The sequence below is a fragment of the Aeromonas sp. QDB18 genome, assembly GCF_027705325.1.
Taxonomy (GTDB): domain Bacteria; phylum Pseudomonadota; class Gammaproteobacteria; order Enterobacterales; family Aeromonadaceae; genus Aeromonas; species Aeromonas caviae.
Genome location: NZ_JAPDBQ010000080.1, coordinates 1 through 18,896, shown reverse-complemented (window position 1 = coordinate 18,896; position 18,896 = coordinate 1). Strand labels below are relative to the sequence as shown.

Here is an 18,896-nt window from a genome sequence, read left to right as displayed (position 1 = left end):
TCTCGCACCTCGATAACTGTACGTAAGATCAGTATAGTTCGTGGTAACTGACTGCTAATCATGGGTAATCAGGTTTCGTTTTTCAAGAAATAATAATGCTCTGATTTTTGTGACTTAAGTCCTCTTTCGAGTCACATTCTACTTTGCATTTATGAAAAATCTGGGACACCCATCTTTCTGAGGTGGTCTTGTCTGGTGGGTTAGCCGTGTTGTCACCCAAAGGTGGGTGTCCCAAGATGCTGCTTTGAGGAGGCTGGTAGGGACGGCATACTGCCCCGTCATCAGATGGGAGTCATTAATGTCTAAGTGGATGTCGACACTGTGCCGGCTGGGGTTGTGGTTGTTACGAAAAACGGCGCTGGCGCTGCTGACCAGCCTGCTGTTTATGGTCTCGTTTACCCTGTTCCAATACGCATCCTGGTGGCCTGCACTGGCCGAGGATACGTCTCTCGAATGGAGTGGCTTCTCCCAAGGGCGGACCTTTGCCGAGCTGGCCCCTGCCATGCTGGAGTTCAGCGCCGTGCTCGCCTCTGCTTTCTTGCCCCTGTTTTTGCTGATGCCCCGCCCGCTGTTGCTGCCGCTCTTTGCCGGGCTCTGGTTGTGGCAGACCTATGACCTTGCCTTTATGACGGCAACCGCGTCGACCTGGCTGCCCCACGAGATCATCTGGACCTTTATCCTGCCTTATACCCACTGGCTGCTGCTCACCCTGCTGGCGGCGTTGCTGCTGATCCGCCAGCTCGGCAGGCGACTATTTGCTGACACACGGGCAGGGGGAGCACCCCGGACGGCAAGCGGTAGCCAGGGGGATCGACCGATGACGTGATCGTCCGATTCCGCGATCGTCCGATGACGCTTCGCTAATCGAACCTACACACTGCATACAGGTATCGTGGCCGAGAGGCACAAACTCCAAGCTCCCGCCTGTCTGACTCACCTCAACTGAAACGCCTTGACGAGAAATTCGATAAAGAGCCGTACGTTGCGCGACTGCTCCTTGTGGAAGGGGTAGACGGCGAACAGGGCGTGGGGGTCGGGTTGCCAGTCGGGGAGCAATCTGACCAGGGAGCCGTCCGACAGGTCGTTTGACACGAATTCATCCGGTACCAGGATCACCCCAAGCCCCTGCACCGCCGCCTGTTTCAGGGCGATGCCGTTGTTGGCGCAGAAGCTGGCGGGGGGCAGCTCTACCGCCACGCTCTCCGCGTCCCGAGTGAAGAACCACTTCTTGGGGGAGGAGGAAAGGCTGTAGCGCAGGCAGTTGTGGGCCTTGAGATCCGCCGGGTGGGCGGGCTGGCCCGCCTCCTTCAGGTAATCGGGGGCGGCGCAGAGCACTCGCTGCACCTCGCACAGGGGTTTGGCGCGCAGGGTGGAGTCCTCCAGGGTGCCTGCCCCCCGGATCACCACGTCCAGCCCCTGGTCTACCAGATCCATGTAGGCGTCGCTCAGGATCACCTCGATGCCGATTTCCGGATAGCGGCGCTGGAACGTGCAGACAAGGGGGTTGAGGCGGATCAGCCCGTAGGACATGGGCATGCCGATCCTCAGCCTGCCCCTGGGGGTGAAGGAGGCGGCCATGATGGACTGGTCGGCGGCCTCCAGGCTGTCCAGCACGGCGCATATCTGGCCGTAATAGGCCATGCCCGATTCGGTGACGCTCAGCCGCCTGGTGGTGCGGTTGATCAGCGCAATGCCGAGATAGGCCTCCAGCTCGTTGATGTTCTTGCTGACCGCCGCCTGGGAGAGGCGCAGGTCGTCCGCCGCCGCCCTGAAGGTGCCCATTTCCACCACCCGGCGAAAGACGTTCAGCGCCGTGATCTTGTTCATCCTGCCCCCGTTAATTCACTACTGGTAAATGATGGCGCCATCATTGCGCACTTTTATCACAATAGTGCGGATCCCCGGGGTGTCCACCCCCCATCCCCCGCCAGACAGAGAGTTGCCCGCGGTAGAGCGGCCCGGATCATGGCCCTCCGGGGCGTGGCGGGCCCGGCAGAGACGCAGACGAAAGAGAGGCGATGGGCCCCGGACACCCCTGCCCGTGACGGCAGGCATAGCAGGCATAAAAGCAGGCGGCAGGGCCCGGGCCCCGCCGCCAGATGGCACGCACCGGCTTACTGCACCTTGCCGGGGGCGGGGGGCAGGGTAATGTCGACATCGGCCCAGGGGTTGGTGCCGAGCAGCTGCGCGTGGGGCACGTCCGCCTGGTAGCGCATGGTGAACGCTTTGGGTCCGTGGGCGAAGGCCACCAGCAGCCCCTGTTTTGCATCCATCAACCCGGCGTGCATGCCGAGCCCGTGATAGCTGATCCGCACGGCCTTGTCCTGAAGGCCCACCTTGTCTATCTGGAAGCGGGCGATGCTGCCGTCTTTGAGGGTAAAGCCCCAGCGGAAGGGGCCGCCGCTGACCACCGTCATCACCTCGTCGATGTCGGTGCCGTCTTCTGCGGAGTTGACGTGCATGCGGCCATATTTGCCGAGCACGGCGCTGCGGGTGCGCTCGTCCAGCGCCATCAGGTCATAGACCTTGGGGTAGGGGCCGACGCCGGTCTCCTCGGTGGCGACGCCGCCCCCTTGCACCGCGGGCTCGCGCCCTGCGAGCCTGGCCTGCTCCAGCAGCTCCCCCTGACTCAGGTTGAAGGCCGAGATCAGGGCGCCGTGCTCCGCTTTGGTCAGGGCGCGGCGGTGGGAGGCTTCAAGCAGGGGCCTGGCGGCCTCGGGAATGTCGACGGTGACCACGTTGACGCCGATGGGGTTGAGCGCGTTGTTGACCGCTTCGACGCCGGTCACGGCGGGGCGGCCATCGCTGAACTGCACCGAGACGATGTCACCGGCGAAGGTGTTGAAAGAGAAGGCCGAGGCGAGGGTGCCGGCCAGCAACGGGATAGGGGTGAGTTTCATACAAGACTCCTCGTTAAGGTTCGAGAAGCAGTCTAGGGCGGCGATGTGTTCACTGAAATGACACTCGGATGATATGAAAATTCACTGAAAGTAATGAATCGTGGGGATCAAGAGCCGTCGGCCCGCCCCGGGGGAGATCGCCCTCTGCCAGAGGGTGTGAGCCCGGTTGACGCAACGGGGCCCGGCTTGTGGTATGACTCTGGGCGTTACTCATCAGAACCTGTCGGAGGACGAGACAATGCTGGCGTTGATCACCACGGCGCACCACACCTGCTACCCCAATCCCATCGCCTTTCGGGCCGGTGAGCGGGTGCGCATCGGCCACGAGGACGACGAGTTTCCGGGCTGGGTGCGCACCTTTACCGCAGACGGCAACGAGGGGTGGGCGCCCCTGTCCCTACTGACCCCGATCGGCGCTGAGGAGGCGCAGGCGCGCCAGGACTATACCGCCCGGGAGCTGGACGTGGCGGTGGGGGAGCGGGTACGGGTGGATCGGGAGCTGGCAGGCTGGCTCTGGGTACATAACGAAGCGGGGGGCTCAGGCTGGATACCGGCCAGCTGCATCGCCTCGCCCTCATAAGGTGGCAGCGGCTCGGAGAAGGAGTAGAGCGGAGAGAGAAACCCGGCCAGCGACGGACGTGCGGCCGGGTGAATTGTAAAGAGTAGGGTGACGGAAAACGGATCAGCCTAGTCTAATCAACTCGATGGGGGCGTAGCGCTCCTGGCTGTTCGTCAGCAGCACGCACTTCTCATGTTCCGCCTCATAGGGGCTCAGGTTGTCGGTGTGCGCCTCCTTGAGGGTGTCGACTGCGCCGGTGGCGGCAATCATCACCCGTTGGCCCAGGGTCAGCACATTGCGGTTTCGATCGTAGATCTTCATGGCATTCTCCTTGTGGGATGGGTGCCCCGGCCCGTGCCGGGGCAACGGGCTCCAGACTACGCCCCTCGAAAAACGAGATGCCTGTCACAGATCAAAAAAAGGGGAAAGAGGGACGGGGTATGGCGCGCTGGTCTCGCTGCCCGCCGGTGATCGCCACTGCCTGTCGCAGGGCAGGAAGAGCGCCCCCGCTTTTCATCCCCTCGGGCTCGAACTGCAAGGGGGATGCGCTATAGTGGAGCCGCTCGTTTTACTGCCTTCAACCAACCGAGAATGCATTATGAATCGTGAAATCGCCGCCCAGTTCATCAAGATGCTGACCAACCTGGACCAGTGTCTGGCCAAGGCCGAGGCCCACGCCGAGGCAAAGAAATTCAACGTGGACAACTTCTTCAATGAGCGCCTCATCGTCGATATGCTGCCCCTGAGCAAGCAGGTGCTGATCTGCTGTGACAGCGCCCGCGCCGTGGTGGCCACCGCCAGCCTGAGCGAGCCGCCGGTGCTGGGGGATGATCCCAAGACCATGGCGGATCTGCGCGCCCACGTGGCCAAGACCATCGCCTATCTGCAAGGCAAGCTGGACGCCGATTTCAGCCAGTATGCGAGCGGTCACTACTATCCCTACTGGGCCGGTGGCAAGGGGATGGACGGCCACAGCTGCGTTCACGAGTACGGCATCCCGAACTTCTACTTCCACCTCACCATGACCTATGCCCTGCTGCGCCAGGCCGGGGTGGATCTGGGCAAGCGGGATTACCTGGGCGGTCTGAACCTGCAATAAACCGCGCTTCAGCGACGACAAAGCCTGCCCCCTGGCAGGCTTTGTCGTTTTCGGCCCGGCTCAGCGCCCCAGGTTGTCGGCCAGTTGTTTGGCGCGACTTGCGGCCCACTGATCGATCATCTTCTCCATCTCCTGGGCGGTGATGGGGGAATCCTTGTGGGTGGTGTCCGGGCTCTCGCGAGCGTCCATCACCCGCACCAGCAGCTTGCCGCTCTGGGCGTCGAGCAACTGGGCCATGCTGCCCACCCTGAGCAGATAGGGCTCCTTGCCTATTACCTCGCGGGTGACGTTGATGGCGATCTTGGCGGGCAGCAGATCCCGCAGCTTGGGGTCGGGCCGGGTCAGGTCGAAGTTGGTGATGGCCGCCTGCACCCGCATCACCCCGGGACCGGGTTCGGTAGCCATCTTGACGCCGTGGCTCATCAGCTCCCGCTGGAAGGTGGCGTGGTAGTAGCGGCCGATCTCGTTCTGCTCGTTGGCGGTCAGCAGATACCACTGGCCGTTCTCCTGGCGGATGAACTGCAAGGGATCGAGCAGCACCGCGTGGTACTGGCGCAGATCCACGCCGGGCTCCTTGTAGATGCGCTGGTTGGGGTTGCTTTCACTCTGCTGGAAGGCCGTCAGCGGGATCGCCTGCAGGCTGTGGGTGACCTGGTTCTTCACGGCGCACCCGCCCAGCAGGGCGGCGGCCATGGTCATCATCAAGACTCGTTTCATGGGGGCTCCTGGCGGTGGATGGTCGCTGCAAGGACGCAGCCCGCCCTGCCCACAGAGATACCTGATCAGGCCCCTCTCTCACAAGGGGTATCTATGTGGGGGCCACCGGGGGAGCCCCCGTGTCGGGTCACTCGGCGGGGATCTCGGGCTCCACCAGGGTGGCGAGCTGCATCAGGGACTCCTGCCAGCCGAGGTAGCACATCTCCACCGGGATGACCGCCGGAATACCCGCCTGTTCGATGGCGAGATCGGTGCCGCACAGCACCTGGGTGAGGGTGATGGTGACCTGCATCTCCCCCGGCAGGTTGGGGTCGTCGAAGCGGTCGGTGTAGCGGATGCGCTTGCCCGGCTCTAGCGCGAGATACTCGCCGCCGAAGGCGTGGGTGTGGCCGCTGGCGAAGTGGGTGAACGGCATCCTGAACTGGCCGCCGACCCTGGCATCCAGCGCCGCCACCTTGCAGGTGAAGCCATGGGGCGGCAGCCATTTGGCCAGGGCGTCCGGCTCGATAAAGGCTCTGTATACCCGCATCGGTGGGGCCTTGAGTACGCGGTGCAGGGTGACTGTGTTCATGGGGGACTCCTCTTGGCGGCAACAGGGACGGGTCGCAGCAAGGATAGCCGTCATCCCCGTGGCCTGCGGGGGTGCGTCGTCTCCTTTCGCCTGCAGAGAGGATTTTTCGTTTTCTCTTCAAGGAGTTGATCAAGATAGAGGTTATTGTCACCGTTCGCTCATATAATCGCCGCCATGCAAGCGACTCGGAAGGATTCGATGACACAGCTGATGGCGGCCCTGCTGGGGCTGTTTTACGCCAGCCTGATCTGGGCGGCGCCCGTCCCCTTCGTGACGGCCCCCGGCCCCCATGCCACGCAGGGGAGGCTGGAGCCCCTGCTCTCCTGGTTCTCGGGGGAGTTTTCCAGCCAGGAGCAGGCCACCTTCGATGCCCGCTTCACTAGCGCCGAGCTGCGGCTGGTGGAGATCTGGCCCGGGGAGGGCCCCTTTCGCTGGGTCTATGCGGAGCAGTTTCTGACCGAGCGGGCGCAGCGACCGTTTCGCCAGCGCATCTACCGCTTCTCCTCCCTGCCCGATGGCCGCATCCTGATGGCCGAACTGACCATGCCGAGGGCCACGGATTTTGCCGGCGCCTGGCGTCGGCCCGAGCTGCTCGACTCCCTCACCCCGCAGCAACTCTCCCTGCGCGCAGGGTGCGAGATCTGGCTGACCCGCCAGCCGGGCGGGGAGTACAAGGGGCAGACCCGGGTCGGGCATTGCGCCACCGATTTTGGCGGTGCCACCACCCTGGTGCAGTACCTCTGGATCGGCCCGGACAGCGTCCGGTTGTTGGACAGGGCCTATGACAACGGTGCCCATCAGCGCTGGGGCAGCCCGGGGGAGGGTTACGTCTACCTGCGCAAGGGGATGCGGCGCGGGGAGTAGTCGCGCCGTCCGTCAAGGCCCCTCCCTGCTTGCCGCCAACAAGGACGTGCCGGTCAGGCCGCTGGCCAGTGCCCCTGCAGATCCACCAGGATGGAGAGGCTGACCGCGCCAAACAGCAGGCCCGTCATCAGGTTGAGCGGGCGCTGGATGCGGCCGAGCAGGTGCTGGGCGCGGGGGGTGGAGAGGCTCCAGGCCAGGGCGCTGAACCAGACGAGGGAGAGCAGGAACAGCTCCAGGATCAGCAATCCCCGGGTCAGGCCATCCACCTGGGGCGTCACCATGGCGGCCAGCAGTCCCATGAAGAACAGCATCGCCTTGGGGTTGAGCAGATTGGTGGCCAGCCCGCTCTTCACCCCCTTGCGCCAGCCCGGCCGCTCGCCTCCGGCGCGCAGCGCCAGATCCCCGCTTCCCTGCCAGGCCGCTTTCAGCGTCCCCCAGCCCAGCCAGCCCAGATAGAGGGCACCCACCAGTTTCACGGCGAGAAAGAGCCAGGGCTGGCTTGCGATCAGCAGGCTGATGCCGGTCAGGCTCAGGGTGGCGTGGAGCAGGATGGCGAGGGCGATGCCAAGGGCCGCTCCGAGGGCGGTGGGCCTGTGCAGGCTGGTGCGCAGGATGAGTGCGAAATCCGGGCCCGGGCTCGCCAGGGCGACGAGGTGGACGAGACCCAGGGTCAGAAACAGGCTGGTGAACATAAAAGACCTCCGACAGCGGTATGGAGGTGACAGCATGGGGCAGGACGGGGGACGGGAGATTGTAAAAGATTGCAGCGGCGACGATTCAGGCGGGTAGCATCTGCTGGCGATACTCCGCCGGGGTGAGCCCGAAGGCCTGACGAAAACCGTGGTGGAAGTGGCTCTGATCGAAGAAGCCCACCGCCAGTGCCACTTCGCTCACCGGCAGACCGCTGCCGAGCAGGCGCTTGCCCTGTTCGAGGCGCAGCCGCTTGAGCCAGGCATAGGGGGTCATGCCGGTCTTCTTCTTGAACTGACGCAGGAAGGCGAAGCGATCCAGCCCGAACAGGGCGGCCAGGTCCTCCAGGGTGTGGCGCTCGTCCAGCCGGGCCAGCAGATGGTCGCGCAGGAACCTGAGCTGGGGATCCGCCAGGGCGTGGCGCTCGGGGGCGAGCCGGAACAGTTCGCCCAGCAGGGCCAGCAACTGGCTCTCCGCCAGCAGGCCGTCGGGGGCTGGGCCGTCCAGGTGCATGTGCAGTCGGGCAAAGCCCTGATAGAGGTCGGGGCGGCTCTGCAATCCCTGGTGGAAAAAGGGCTCGGGGTGCTCCGGCAGCCAGCGGGCCAGCTGCTCGGGGGCGATGGAGAAGACCCGCACTTCGTACCCTTCCGGCAGCAGGCTTAGGCCGTCGTGCATCTCGTCCGGGTTGACGGTGGAGAGTTCGCCGCGCACCAGGTTGTGGCTGTTCCCCTTGTGGATGAACTTCTGGCCGCCCCGCTGCACCAGACCGATGTGGTAGTCCAGATGCACGTGGCGGCCATAGCTGAACTCCCTGTGGTGGGAGTGGGAGAGTTCAACCCCCGGCAGCAGCCGGGATTGCCAGTAGTGGATGCGGGATTGGGGTGCGTTCATCCCCTATTGATACCCCGAAAGCGGCCCCGTGGCTTGTAGATTATTGCGCTGGCGCCTCAGCCGACCTCCTGGCGCCGCTTGCCGCTGCGCAGGCCATCCAGGCTGAACAGCACCAGGGCGCTCCAGATGCAGCCAAAGGTGATCATCTTGTCCAGCGCCAGCGCCTCGCCATACAGGGTCACCGCCAGGATGAACATCAGGCTGGGGCCTATGTACTGGAAGAAGCCCAGGGTGGAGAGCTTGAGCCGGGTGGCCGCCGCGGTGAAGCAGAGCAGGGGGGCCGTGGTGACGGCGCCCGCGGCGATGAGCAGCAGGTTCAGGTGCCAGTCATTCTGGGTGAGGTGGCTGGTGGGGCTGTCGGCGATGCCCCACAGATAGAAGGCGGCTGGCGGCAGCATGATCAGGGTCTCGATGAGCAGGCCGGTGAGGGCGTCCAGGGCCAGTTTCTTGCGAATGAGGCCGTAGATGGCGAAGCTCGAGGCCAGCACCAGGGCTATCCAGGGCAGGGAACCGAAGGCGATGAGCTGGACGGCGACACCGACAAAGGCGAGCCCTACCGCCCACCACTGCAGGCGGCGCAGCTTCTCGCTCAGAAACACCATGCCGAGCAGCACGTTGAACAGAGGGTTGATGTAGTAGCCCAGGCTCGCATCCAGCATGTGGCCGTTGTTGATGGCCCAGATGAACAGCAGCCAGTTGCCGCCGACGGTGACGGAGGTGAAGGCCAGGGTGAGCAGCACCTTGGGCTGGCGCAGCACCGCCTGCACCTTGTGCCACTGGCGTCCGAGCAGCACCAGCACCATCAGCAGGGCGCAGGACCAGATCATGCGGTGGGTCAGGATCTCGGCGGCCGGCACGGCGGAGAGGGACTTGAAGTAGATGGGTGCCAGGCCCCAAAGGGTGTAGGCGCCGAGGGCATAGAGGACGCCCTGGCGCTGGATCTGTTGTTGCATGCGGATAACCTTCACTGGAGTGCGGATGTCGGGAAACATCGCAAAAAGTCAGTGTAGCGATCCTTTTGCAGGGAAAGAAGACAATAAATGGGTCTGACGGGATTTTAACAGCAGGAGCGACTTCAGCGACCGCCCCCGCGGCGGATCTTCTCCACGTCCATCAGCAGCCACAGCATGAGGGCGATGGCGGAGATCCAGGGGCCCCAGGTGACATAGGCTTCCCCCTGACCCAGCACGAAGAACAACAGCGGCAGTCCCACCACCAGAAACAGTACACTTCCCAGAAAAAACAGCATTTTTATCTTTAAATTTAATGGCTTGCTATTTGACGATTATATCGATTGAGCGAGGGGATAAAAGAGTAAAAATGAGAAAGGGGGATTTCTCCCCCCTGTTTTGTTGATAAGCGTCATTTATGACGTTATTCGAGCTGGATCCAGGTGCTTTTCAGCTCGGTGTACTTCTCCAGGGCGTGCAGGGACTTGTCGCGCCCGTTGCCGGACTGCTTGAAGCCGCCAAACGGCATGGTCATGTCGCCGCCATCCCAGTTGTTGACGAAGACGGTGCCGGCGCGCAGGGCGCGGGAGCCCTTCACCGCCTGGTTGAGATCCGCCGTCCAGATCGCCGCGGCCAGGCCGTAGTCGGTGTCGTTGCCAAGGGCGATGGCCTCTTCCAGGGTGTCGAAGCCGGTCACCGCCAGCACGGGGCCGAAGATCTCCTCGCGGAAGATGCGCATCGTCGGGGTCACGTCGTCGAAGATGGTGGGTTCGATGTAGTAGCCTCCTTCCTCGGGCTGGGTGCGCTTGCCCCCCAGCAGCAGCTTGGCGCCCTCCTGCTGGCCGATGGCGATGTAGTTGAGCACCTGCTCCATCTGGATGTGGTCCACCATGGCGCCGATGCGGGTGGTGGGGTCGAGCGGGTTGGCCGAGATCCATTCGCGGGCGTGGGCCAGCAGCCGCTCCATGAACTGGGGCTTGATGCTGTTTTGCACCAGCAGGCGGGAGGCGGCGGTGCACACTTCCCCCTGGTTGTAGAAGATGGCTCCGACGGCGCTGCGGGCGGCGGCGTCCAGATCCGGCGCATCCGCCAGCACGATGTTGGGACTCTTGCCGCCGCACTCCATGAAGGCGCGCTTGAGGTTGGACTTGCCGGAGCACTGCACCAGATGCTTGCCGATCTTGGTGGAGCCGGTGAAGGTGATGCAGTCCACGTCCATGTGCATGGCCAGCGCCTCACCCACTGTATGGCCGAAGCCCGGCAGCACGTTGAACACCCCGTCCGGGATGCCCGCTTCCTTGGCAATGCCCGCGATGCGCAGGGCGGTGAGGGGGGACTTCTCGGAGGGTTTCAGGATCACCGAGTTGCCGGTGGCGAGCGCCGGGCCCAGCTTCCAGCAGGCCATCACCAGGGGGAAGTTCCAGGGCACGATGGCAGCCACGACACCGAGGGGCTCGCGGGTCACCAGGGCCAGGGCGGACTCTTCCACCGGGGCGACCTGATCGTAGATCTTGTCTATCGCCTCGGCGTTCCAGGCGATGCAGTTCGCGGCGGCGGGGGCGTCATACCCCATGGCGTCGCCGATGGGCTTGCCCATATCCAGCGACTCCAGCAGTGCCAGCTCCACTAGGTTCAGGCGCATCAGCTCGGCGAAGCGCTGCATGATGAGCTTGCGCTGCTTGGGAGAGAGGCCGCACCAGCGCTTGTCGTCGAAGGCGGCACGGGCCGCCTTGACCGCCAGCTCGGCATCGGCGGCGTCGCAGGAGGCGACCCTGGTCAGCAGTTGGCCGTTGGCCGGGTTGATGCAATCGAAGGTGGCGCCGTTGACGGCATCCCGGTAGGTGCCGTCGATAAAGGCTTGCGAGGGCAGGGTCAGATGGGCGGCCTTGTGTTGCCACTGGGCCAGGGTCAGGTCACTCATGTTCACTCCTTGAACCGGCAGAAAGTCAGTCTCCGCGTATCAATATGCTAAACATCCTGCCGCTTGTAAATCCATCTTGTAACAATTCATTAAACACTGACCCCGAACAACCCGGGCCAACGGCGGGGCAAACCGGGCGCCCTGGCCTGTGGTGTCGGGGGTCGCGCGGCGGGGCGGGAGCCCGTGTCGCTGGCCTGATCCCCGGGTCGGGCAGGGGTGGATCCCGGCGGGCTGTTCCGGGAGAAGGCCCGTCAGAAGCTGGCGGGCGTGTTGGCCGAGATCAGCACGCACTCCTGATCCCCCACGTTGCGAAAACGGTGGGGGGTGCGGCTGTCGAAGTAGTAGCCATCCCCCGGTGCCAGCAGGTGAACCTGCTCGCCCACGGTGACTTCCACCTGACCCCGGATGACGATGCCGCACTCTTCCCCTTCGTGACTAAGCATGTCGTCACCGGTGTCGGCGCCCGGGGGCAGTATCTCCTGCATCATGCCGATGGCGCGGTTGGCGCGGCTGTGACCCACCAGACGGTAGCTGATGGGGTGGGTGCCGAGATCCGGCATGTCGTCCGCACGGAAGATCACCTCGGAATCCATCTCCGTCTCGTCGGTGAAGAAGCTGGCCAATGACATGGGGATGCCTTCCAGCACCTTGCGCAGGGAGGCCACCGAGGGGCTCACCTGATTTTTCTCGATCTGGGAGATAAAGCCGTTGGTCACACCGGAGCGTTTTGCCAGCTCGCGCTGGGAGAGGGCCGCCTTGGTGCGAACCGCCTTGAGGCGGTGACCGATATCCATCGATAGACACTCCTTGACTGTTTACTATTATTAAAATTGTGTTAAATATCTTATACCACCCCTGAGGGGTGACACCAAGCCGGGCGATAAAAGCCCTTTTTTATGGATTCAGGTGTTTAATTTAATAGGCATGAGCCGGGTGTTACTAAACGCCTTAAGGATGAGGTGACCATGAAACCTGTCAGCGACATCAATACCCCCGACATGTCCGCATTCTGGATGCCGTTCACCGCCAACCAGCAGTTCAAGGCGGCGCCGCGCATCCTGAAGTCGGCAGAGGGGATGTATTATCACTCAGAGGATGGCCGCAAGATACTGGATGGCACTGCCGGACTCTGGTGTTGCAACGCAGGCCATGGTCGGCGCGAGATCGCCGAGGCGGTCTCCCAGCAGATCTCCCACCTCGATTTTGCCCCCACCTTCCAGATGGGCCACCCCCTGCCGTTCGAGCTGGCCAACCGGCTGGTGGAGATCGCCCCCAAGGGATTCGGTCACGTCTTCTATACCAACTCCGGATCGGAGTCCGTGGACACCGCGCTCAAGATTGCGCTGGCCTGGCAGCGGGCTCGCGGCCAGGGGACCCGTACCCGGCTCATCGGCCGCGAGCGCGGCTACCACGGGGTGGGTTTTGGCGGCATCTCGGTGGGGGGCATTCCCGGCAACCGCAAGTGGTTCGGCTCCCTGCTGACCGGGGTGGATCATCTGCCCCACACCCTCAACATAGGGAAAAATGCGTTCACCAAGGGATTGCCAGCAGAAGACCTCACCCTGGCCGATGAACTGGAGAAGATTGTTTTTCTGCACGACGCCAGCAACATCGCGGCGGTCATCGTCGAGCCCATCGCCGGCAGCACCGGGGTCATCATGCCCCCCAAGGGCTATCTCAAGCGGCTGCGGGAGATCTGTACCAAACACGGCATCCTGCTGATTTTTGACGAGGTGATCACCGGTTTCGGCCGCCTCGGCTCCCCCTTCGCAGCCCAGGAGTTCGACGTCATCCCCGATATGATCACTTGTGCCAAGGGGCTCACCAACGGCGCCATCCCCATGGGGGCCGTGCTGGTACAGAACCACATCTATGACGACATGATGGCGGCGGGCAAGGGGGCCATCGAGCTGTTCCACGGCTACACCTACTCCGGCCACCCGGTGGCCGCGGCGGCGGGTTTGGCGACCCTCGAGATCTACCGGAGCGAAAATCTGCTGACCCGGGCGGCCGAGCTGGCGGGCTACTGGGAGGAGGCGGCCCATTCCCTCAAGGGCTGCAAGCACGTGAAGGATGTGCGCAACTACGGCCTGGTGGCGGGCATCGAGCTCGAATCTATGCCCGATGCGCCGGGCAAGCGCGCCTACGAGGTGTTCGTGCGCTGTTTCGAGAAGGGGGCGCTGATCCGGGTGACCGGCGACATCATCGCCCTGTCGCCGCCCCTCATCATCGAGCGCAGCCAGATCGACGATCTCTTCACCCTGCTGCAGGACGCCCTGCAGGCCCAGGACTGACCCCCACATCACACAGGATGGCGCTCGTCCCGGGCGTCATCCCCCTGTGCTGCCCCGGCGCGGCGAGGGGAGGACGGATGACCCATCACGGAGGATTTATGAGTTACAGGATCGACAACTTCATTGACGGCGAGACGACCGAGAGTCGCAGCGAGCGTTTCGGTGCCATCTTCAATCCGGCCACCGGCCAGCAGCAGGGCTCCGTCGTTCTCAGCACGGCCGATGAGTGTGCCGAGGCGATTGCCTGCGCCGAGCGCGCCTTTGGGGAGTGGTCCCAGACCCCGCCGCTGGTGCGGGCCCGGGTGCTGTTTCGCTTCAAGGAGCTGATGGAGCAGCACAGGGATGAGCTGGCCCAGCTCATCAGCCGCGAGCACGGCAAGGTCTTCTCCGACGCCCAGGGGGAGCTGACCCGGGGGCTGGAGGTGGTGGAGTTTGCCTGCGGCATTCCCCATCTGCTCAAGGGGGAGCACTCCCTCAACGTGGGCCGCGGGGTCGACAGTCACTCCATGATGCAGCCGGTGGGGGTCTGCGCCGGCATCACCCCGTTCAACTTCCCGGCCATGGTGCCGCTCTGGATGTTCCCGGTGGCCCTGGCCTGCGGCAACACCTTCATCCTCAAGCCCTCGGAAAAGGATCCGTCCCTCTCCCTGCGCATGGCCGAACTGCTCAAGCAGGCGGGCCTGCCGGACGGGGTGCTCAACGTGGTCAACGGCGACAAGGAGGTGGTGGACGTGCTGCTGACCGACCCGAGGGTCGGTGCCGTGTCGTTTGTCGGCTCCACCCCGATCGCCCAGTACATCTATGCCACCGCCTCGGCCCACGGCAAGCGTGTGCAGGCCCTGGGCGGCGCCAAGAACCACATGGTGGTCATGCCGGATGCCAATCTGGATCAGGCGGTTTCCGCCCTGATGGGGGCCGCCTATGGCGCGGCGGGAGAGCGTTGCATGGCGATCTCGGTGGCCGTGGTGGTGGGTGACGAGACCGCCGATGCCCTGGTGGCCAAGCTCTCGCCCCTGGTGGCGGCCCTGCGGGTCGGCCCCGGCCTTGGTCAGAGTCCAGAGAACGAGATGGGGCCCCTCATCAGCCGGGAACACCTGGCCAAGGTGCGCGGCTACGTGGATCAGGGAGTGGCCGAGGGGGCCGAGCTGCTGGTGGATGGCCGGGGCCTGAGCCATGGCGAGGGCTACTTCATCGGGGGCAGCCTGTTCGATCGGGTCGGCCCCGAGATGCGCATCTACCGGGAGGAGATCTTCGGCCCCGTGCTCGCCATCGTGCGGGCCCCGGACTACGAGACGGCCCTGCGCCTCATCAACGAACACGAGTATGGCAACGGCACCGCCATCTTCACCGGTGACGGAGATACCGCAAGGGACTTCACCACGCGGGTTCAGGTCGGTATGGTAGGGGTGAACGTTCCCATTCCGGTGCCCATGGCGTTTCACAGCTTTGGTGGCTGGAAACGGTCCATCTTCGGGCCGCTCAACATGCACGGGCCGGATGGGGTGCGCTTCTACACCCGGATGAAGACGGTGACCGCCCGCTGGCCCCAGAGCCTGCGCGCCGGCGCCGAGTTCTCCATGCCGACCATGAAGTGAGCCGCTGGCTCGCTGCCATGGCTTTAATCTCTTGCCCCCGCAGGCCGCCGGTCTGCGGGGGCGCTTCTGTCAAGGAGTAACAGATGCGACTGGGTATTCTCGATTGTGACCGGCTGGACCCCGATTTGGTGGGGGATTTTGGTCCCGTTTACTCCGAGATGTTTATCAAGGGTTTCCGGGCGTTGGCCCCCGAGCTGGAATTTCGGGTCTGGTCCGCCCTCGACGGCGATCTGCCCCTGGATCTGACCGAATGTGATGCCTGGCTCATTACCGGCTCGCGTCACGATGCCTACAGCGACATCCCCTGGATCCTGGCGCTGCGCGACTGGATCCGCCGGGCCCACGATGCCAACGTCAAGCTGGCCGGGGTCTGCTTCGGCCACCAGGTGATCGCCCAGGCGCTGGGAGGGGAGGTGATGAAGTCCACCAAGGGGTGGGGGCTGGGGGTGTCGGTCCATGCCATGCAGACGACAAAACCCTGGATGGCGCCGGGTCTGGACACCATCCGCATCCTGGCAAGCCACCAGGATCAGGTGGAGCAGCTTCCGCCGGGGGCGACCCTGCTTGCGGGCAACGACTTCTGCCCCAACTTCATGTTCCTGCAGGGGGATCACATCGTCGCCATCCAGGGGCACCCGGAATTCTCGGTGGCGTACAACCGGGCCCTGATCGAGCGGCGACGGGACAGGCTGCCCGATGCACATTACCAGAGCAGTCTCTCTTCCCTGGAAGGGGAGGTGGATTCCGCCACCATGATGCAGTGGCTGCTGCAGTTCCTCGGCATCCTGCCGATCGGGGCCGACGCGCGCTGAACCCCGTTTGTCATATCCACCGCGCTGATGCTAGATTTTGTAGCAAAATGAAGGATCAAGCGGCGATATGCCCAGTCCGGATGATACACTGGCCGCCATTTTTGGCGGCCTAGTCCATCGACGAGCGCCGCGTCAGTCTGTGAGGGGGCAACCTTGAAACTACAGCAGTTGAAGTATCTGATCGCGGTGCGGGACCACAATCTCAACGTCTCCGTTGCCTCCGATGCGCTCTATACCAGCCAGCCTGGGGTGAGCAAGCAGATCGGCTTGCTGGAGAGCGAGCTGGGGGTGCGCATCTTCGAGCGCCGCGGCAAGCACCTGCACCGGATCACCCCGGTGGGGGAGGAGATCATCAAGTGTGCCGAGGCCATGCTCAATATCGAGAGCAAGATCAAGGCCATCTCCCGGGAGTACCTGGATCCGACCGTGGGCACCCTCAACATCCACACCACCCACACCATCGCCCGCTACCTGCTGCCGAAAAGCGTCACCTACTTCACCAAAAAGTACCCCAAGATCTCGTTCCACCTGCATCCTGTGATGTCCGCCTCCAAGGAACAGATCAGCAAGGGATACTCGGATTTTTCCATCGTGGCCCACGAGATAGGCTTCGACAAGGAGCTGATCGCGCTGCCCGCCTACCTCTGGACCCTCTCCCTGGTGGTGCCCCAGGAGCACCCCCTGGCCAAGGTGAAGAAGCCGACCCTGGAGCAGCTCTGCCAGTATCCCATCCTGAGCTACGAGAGCGGCGCCACCGGGCGTCAGGTGCAGGACAGGGTGTTCCAGGCGGCCGGCCTCACTCCCAACTACTACATGACGGTGATGGATGCCGGCGTCATCAAGCGCTACGTGGAGCTGGGCTTTGGCATCGGCATCATCTCCTCCCTGGTGGCCAACGATAGCGATGCCCCCGGCCTCGTGGCCATCAATCTGGAGCACCTGTTCGAGCCCTGCCCGGCCCAGATCTGCTTCAGCAAGAGCATCCTCTTGCAGAACTACATGTATGACTTCATCAGCTCTTTCTCCCCCCATCTCACCAAGGAGATGATCCAGAACGTGATGCAGCAGCCGACCCAGGCGCGCATCGACGAGCTGCTGTCAGGGGTGGAGCTGCCCGTCTACTGATCCCGCTTCCGTTTCTGTGCCGGCACCCCGGGGTGCCGGCCTCCTCCCGCCGAGGTTTCCATGTCCCGCATCCTGCTGCTCGCCAATCTCAACTGTGATCATGTGCTCTCCCTGGCCGAACCCCTGGTGGCGGGGGCGCGGCTGCAATACGTGGATCAGGGGCGCAGGCTCGGCGGCGGCGCCGCCAATACCGGCATCGGATTGGTGTGGGCGGGGCACGAGGTGATCATCGCCTCCCGGGTCGGGCTGGACGACACCGGTGACTGGCTGCTGGAGCAGGCGGCCTCATACGGCCTGGATTGCAGCCATGTGGAACGCTTTGGCGGCGAGACCGGCGAGCTGCTGGTGCTGGTGGACGCCACCGGTGAGCGCACCATCCTCAGGCGCCCACGTCGTCCGGATCTGCCGGGGGATCTGCCGACCGAAGGGGTGGACTGCCTCTATGTGAACTATCCGGGCACCGCCATCGTGGGCTACATGCGCCAGATGCTCGCCAAGAGTTTCGTGGTGGCCCAGTATCCCAAGGGGGGGCAGGCCCGCCGCCCCTGCCACGTGCTGGTGGCCTCCCGCTCCGATCTCGGCGAGGTGAGCGACCCCTGGCAGCATGCCCGCCAGCTCGCGGGGGAGCAGCTGGAATGGCTGGTGCTGACCGAGGGCAAGGCGGGCGCCGTGGCCATTCACGGGGAGGAGCAGGTCAGAGTGGCGGCGCGACCAGTCTCCGTGGTGGATACCACGGGGGCGGGGGATGCCTTCGCGGGCGGCCTCATCCACGGTCTTGCGCGGGGTATGGCCATGGCCGATGCGTTGCAGTGCGCCGTGGACTGGGGCGCCTTCGCGGTGGCCTCCGAGAGCTCCATCCCCTCCCAGGCGCTGCGCAACTGGCTGAAACAGCCCCACTGAACTCGCCGGACAACGGCTCCGGCGATGGCAGAGGAGGTGGGGGTTTGTCGACGGAAACCGCCAAAACCCCTCGCTGAGGCGGCAAGTTTGCGATCAATCAAAGAAAGTGTCGATTTATGTACATCTTCGTCGACACCCGCCCGGGCTGCTCTTACCCTTGTGACTTCACGACTCGGTCGAAGAAGCCCATCCCGTGCACACGCATGTGCAGACCCCCTCTTTGGCCACCGGCTGTCGTCCTGATTTCTGGCTTGTAGTAAGAGGCAAGTGCGACCATGCAACTGACACGATTTACCGACTACGCCCTGCGTACCCTGACCTTCCTGGCCATCCAGCCCGGTGATCGCCTGTCGACCATCACGGAAGTGGCCGACACCTTCGCCATCTCCCGCAATCACGTGGTCAAGATAGTGCATCAGCTCGGCATCAAGGGTTACATCGAGACGGTGCGTGGCAAGCATGGGGGCATCCGCCTCGGCCGTGCCGCCGTCTCCATCAACCTGCGCGATGTGGTGATGGACATGGAGCACGTGCTCTGCCCGGTGGACTGCAAGCGCGAAAACTGCCGTCTCTCCGGGGGCTGCCGCATCCAGGGCATTCTGCGCCGCGCCATGCACGCCTTCCTGGAGGTACTGGGGGAGTACACTTTGGCGGATGCGGTGCGGGATCCCACTCGTCTGTGCCACCTTCTCGGCATAGAGCAGGATAATATTCTGACCATGGCATGATGCCACGGTGAATGACAGAGGGGCCTGCGGGCCCCTCTGTCATTGCCGGCGGTCAGAGCTGGGGCACAAGGGTGATGGCTCCGTGCAGACAGGCGAGGCCGCAAGCGCCGCAGCCATCGCAGGCGGCCATGTTGACGGTTACTCCCTCGTTGCCGACCTTGATCGCCTGCTGGGGGCAGGCATCTTCACACAGCAGGCAGTAGTCATATACAGGACCTTAAGAAAACACTTCATTTGAAATTCCTTCTAAGGTCCTGTTCTGTATCGATTTTCGCTGCTT

The 18,896-nt window shown here is 63.7% G+C and carries 21 protein-coding genes and 1 pseudogene; 10 read left to right on the top strand and 12 right to left on the bottom strand.

What is annotated here, in order from left to right; genetic code table 11:
• Window positions 1-298: 298 nt before the first annotated feature.
• Window positions 299-826: a hypothetical protein gene (locus tag OKC30_RS12980; protein WP_270663094.1), complete on the top strand. Its 528-nt coding sequence runs from the start codon at window positions 299-301 to the stop codon at window positions 824-826.
• Window positions 827-933: 107 nt separating this feature from the next.
• Here the strand turns inward: OKC30_RS12980 and OKC30_RS12975 are convergent, their stop codons facing one another.
• Window positions 934-1,827, bottom strand: a complete 894-nt coding sequence (locus tag OKC30_RS12975) for a LysR family transcriptional regulator (RefSeq protein WP_160837026.1) — start codon at window positions 1,825-1,827, stop codon at window positions 934-936.
• Between the two features lie 287 nt (window positions 1,828-2,114).
• Complete coding sequence (locus tag OKC30_RS12970) at window positions 2,115-2,900, bottom strand: hypothetical protein (protein ID WP_160837024.1); 786 nt, start codon at window positions 2,898-2,900, stop codon at window positions 2,115-2,117.
• Between the two features lie 238 nt (window positions 2,901-3,138).
• Here OKC30_RS12970 and OKC30_RS12965 point away from each other — a divergent pair, with 238 nt between their 5' ends.
• Window positions 3,139-3,480 carry an SH3 domain-containing protein gene (locus OKC30_RS12965; protein ID WP_134996681.1) on the top strand — a complete coding sequence of 114 codons (342 nt, stop codon included), beginning with the start codon at window positions 3,139-3,141 and terminating at the stop codon, window positions 3,478-3,480.
• A 102-nt stretch (window positions 3,481-3,582) separates the two neighbouring features.
• On the opposite strand, the gene ydfZ is transcribed toward OKC30_RS12965, so the two are convergent.
• Entirely contained in the window at window positions 3,583-3,780 is a 198-nt protein-coding gene (gene ydfZ / locus OKC30_RS12960) for a putative selenium delivery protein YdfZ (RefSeq protein WP_043153571.1), read from the bottom strand.
• 277 nt (window positions 3,781-4,057) lie between these two features.
• Between ydfZ and OKC30_RS12955 the strand changes: the two genes are divergently transcribed.
• Complete coding sequence (locus OKC30_RS12955) at window positions 4,058-4,558, top strand: DUF1993 domain-containing protein (protein WP_042864615.1); 501 nt, start codon at window positions 4,058-4,060, stop codon at window positions 4,556-4,558.
• Window positions 4,559-4,618: 60 nt separating this feature from the next.
• On the opposite strand, the gene OKC30_RS12950 is transcribed toward OKC30_RS12955, so the two are convergent.
• Both OKC30_RS12950 and OKC30_RS12945 read right to left on the bottom strand, forming a co-directional pair.
• Window positions 4,619-5,275 (bottom strand): DUF3313 domain-containing protein, encoded by a 657-nt coding sequence (locus tag OKC30_RS12950; RefSeq protein ID WP_160837022.1) that lies wholly within the window; start codon window positions 5,273-5,275, stop codon window positions 4,619-4,621.
• A 127-nt stretch (window positions 5,276-5,402) separates the two neighbouring features.
• On the bottom strand, window positions 5,403-5,846 hold the full coding sequence (locus OKC30_RS12945) for an SRPBCC family protein (RefSeq protein ID WP_270663100.1): 444 nt from the start codon (window positions 5,844-5,846) through the stop codon (window positions 5,403-5,405).
• A 198-nt stretch (window positions 5,847-6,044) separates the two neighbouring features.
• On the opposite strand from OKC30_RS12945, the gene OKC30_RS12940 reads away from it, so the two are divergent.
• Complete coding sequence (locus OKC30_RS12940) at window positions 6,045-6,710, top strand: chromophore lyase CpcT/CpeT (RefSeq protein WP_039039529.1); 666 nt, start codon at window positions 6,045-6,047, stop codon at window positions 6,708-6,710.
• Window positions 6,711-6,763: 53 nt separating this feature from the next.
• Here the strand turns inward: OKC30_RS12940 and OKC30_RS12935 are convergent, their stop codons facing one another.
• The 6 genes from OKC30_RS12935 to OKC30_RS12910 form a co-directional block, all read right to left on the bottom strand.
• The gene (locus OKC30_RS12935) at window positions 6,764-7,402 is read right to left on the bottom strand and encodes a LysE family translocator (RefSeq protein ID WP_160837020.1); all 639 of its coding nucleotides are present in this window, start codon (window positions 7,400-7,402) and stop codon (window positions 6,764-6,766) included.
• Between the two features lie 85 nt (window positions 7,403-7,487).
• Window positions 7,488-8,291 (bottom strand): AraC family transcriptional regulator, encoded by an 804-nt coding sequence (locus OKC30_RS12930; protein ID WP_010672489.1) that lies wholly within the window; start codon window positions 8,289-8,291, stop codon window positions 7,488-7,490.
• 56 nt (window positions 8,292-8,347) lie between these two features.
• Window positions 8,348-9,244, bottom strand: a complete 897-nt coding sequence (rarD, locus tag OKC30_RS12925) for an EamA family transporter RarD (RefSeq protein WP_039039527.1) — start codon at window positions 9,242-9,244, stop codon at window positions 8,348-8,350.
• Between the two features lie 122 nt (window positions 9,245-9,366).
• Complete coding sequence (locus tag OKC30_RS12920) at window positions 9,367-9,540, bottom strand: hypothetical protein (RefSeq protein ID WP_010672491.1); 174 nt, start codon at window positions 9,538-9,540, stop codon at window positions 9,367-9,369.
• Window positions 9,541-9,665: 125 nt separating this feature from the next.
• Complete coding sequence (locus tag OKC30_RS12915) at window positions 9,666-11,162, bottom strand: aldehyde dehydrogenase (RefSeq protein WP_160837018.1); 1,497 nt, start codon at window positions 11,160-11,162, stop codon at window positions 9,666-9,668.
• Between the two features lie 251 nt (window positions 11,163-11,413).
• On the bottom strand, window positions 11,414-11,956 hold the full coding sequence (locus OKC30_RS12910) for a cupin domain-containing protein (RefSeq protein ID WP_010672493.1): 543 nt from the start codon (window positions 11,954-11,956) through the stop codon (window positions 11,414-11,416).
• A 171-nt stretch (window positions 11,957-12,127) separates the two neighbouring features.
• On the opposite strand from OKC30_RS12910, the gene OKC30_RS12905 reads away from it, so the two are divergent.
• The 6 genes from OKC30_RS12905 (at window position 12,128) to OKC30_RS12880 (ending at window position 18,616) form a co-directional block, all read left to right on the top strand.
• On the top strand, window positions 12,128-13,456 hold the full coding sequence (locus OKC30_RS12905) for an aspartate aminotransferase family protein (RefSeq protein ID WP_045522440.1): 1,329 nt from the start codon (window positions 12,128-12,130) through the stop codon (window positions 13,454-13,456).
• Between the two features lie 98 nt (window positions 13,457-13,554).
• Window positions 13,555-15,051 (top strand): CoA-acylating methylmalonate-semialdehyde dehydrogenase, encoded by a 1,497-nt coding sequence (locus tag OKC30_RS12900; RefSeq protein ID WP_160837016.1) that lies wholly within the window; start codon window positions 13,555-13,557, stop codon window positions 15,049-15,051.
• A gap of 83 nt (window positions 15,052-15,134) precedes the next feature.
• Complete coding sequence (locus tag OKC30_RS12895) at window positions 15,135-15,863, top strand: glutamine amidotransferase-related protein (protein ID WP_043153559.1); 729 nt, start codon at window positions 15,135-15,137, stop codon at window positions 15,861-15,863.
• 153 nt (window positions 15,864-16,016) lie between these two features.
• Window positions 16,017-16,988, top strand: a complete 972-nt coding sequence (locus tag OKC30_RS12890) for a LysR substrate-binding domain-containing protein (protein WP_043153557.1) — start codon at window positions 16,017-16,019, stop codon at window positions 16,986-16,988.
• Window positions 16,989-17,048: 60 nt separating this feature from the next.
• Window positions 17,049-17,888, top strand: coding sequence for a PfkB family carbohydrate kinase (locus OKC30_RS12885; RefSeq protein WP_041212154.1), 840 nt, complete (start codon window positions 17,049-17,051; stop codon window positions 17,886-17,888).
• A gap of 275 nt (window positions 17,889-18,163) precedes the next feature.
• On the top strand, window positions 18,164-18,616 hold the full coding sequence (locus OKC30_RS12880; protein WP_010672499.1) for an Rrf2 family transcriptional regulator: 453 nt from the start codon (window positions 18,164-18,166) through the stop codon (window positions 18,614-18,616).
• Between the two features lie 52 nt (window positions 18,617-18,668).
• On the opposite strand, the pseudogene OKC30_RS12875 reads toward OKC30_RS12880, so the two are convergent.
• Window positions 18,669-18,818, bottom strand: a pseudogene (locus OKC30_RS12875) (4Fe-4S dicluster domain-containing protein); the annotation flags it as partial.
• Between the last annotated feature and the right edge of the window lie 78 nt (window positions 18,819-18,896).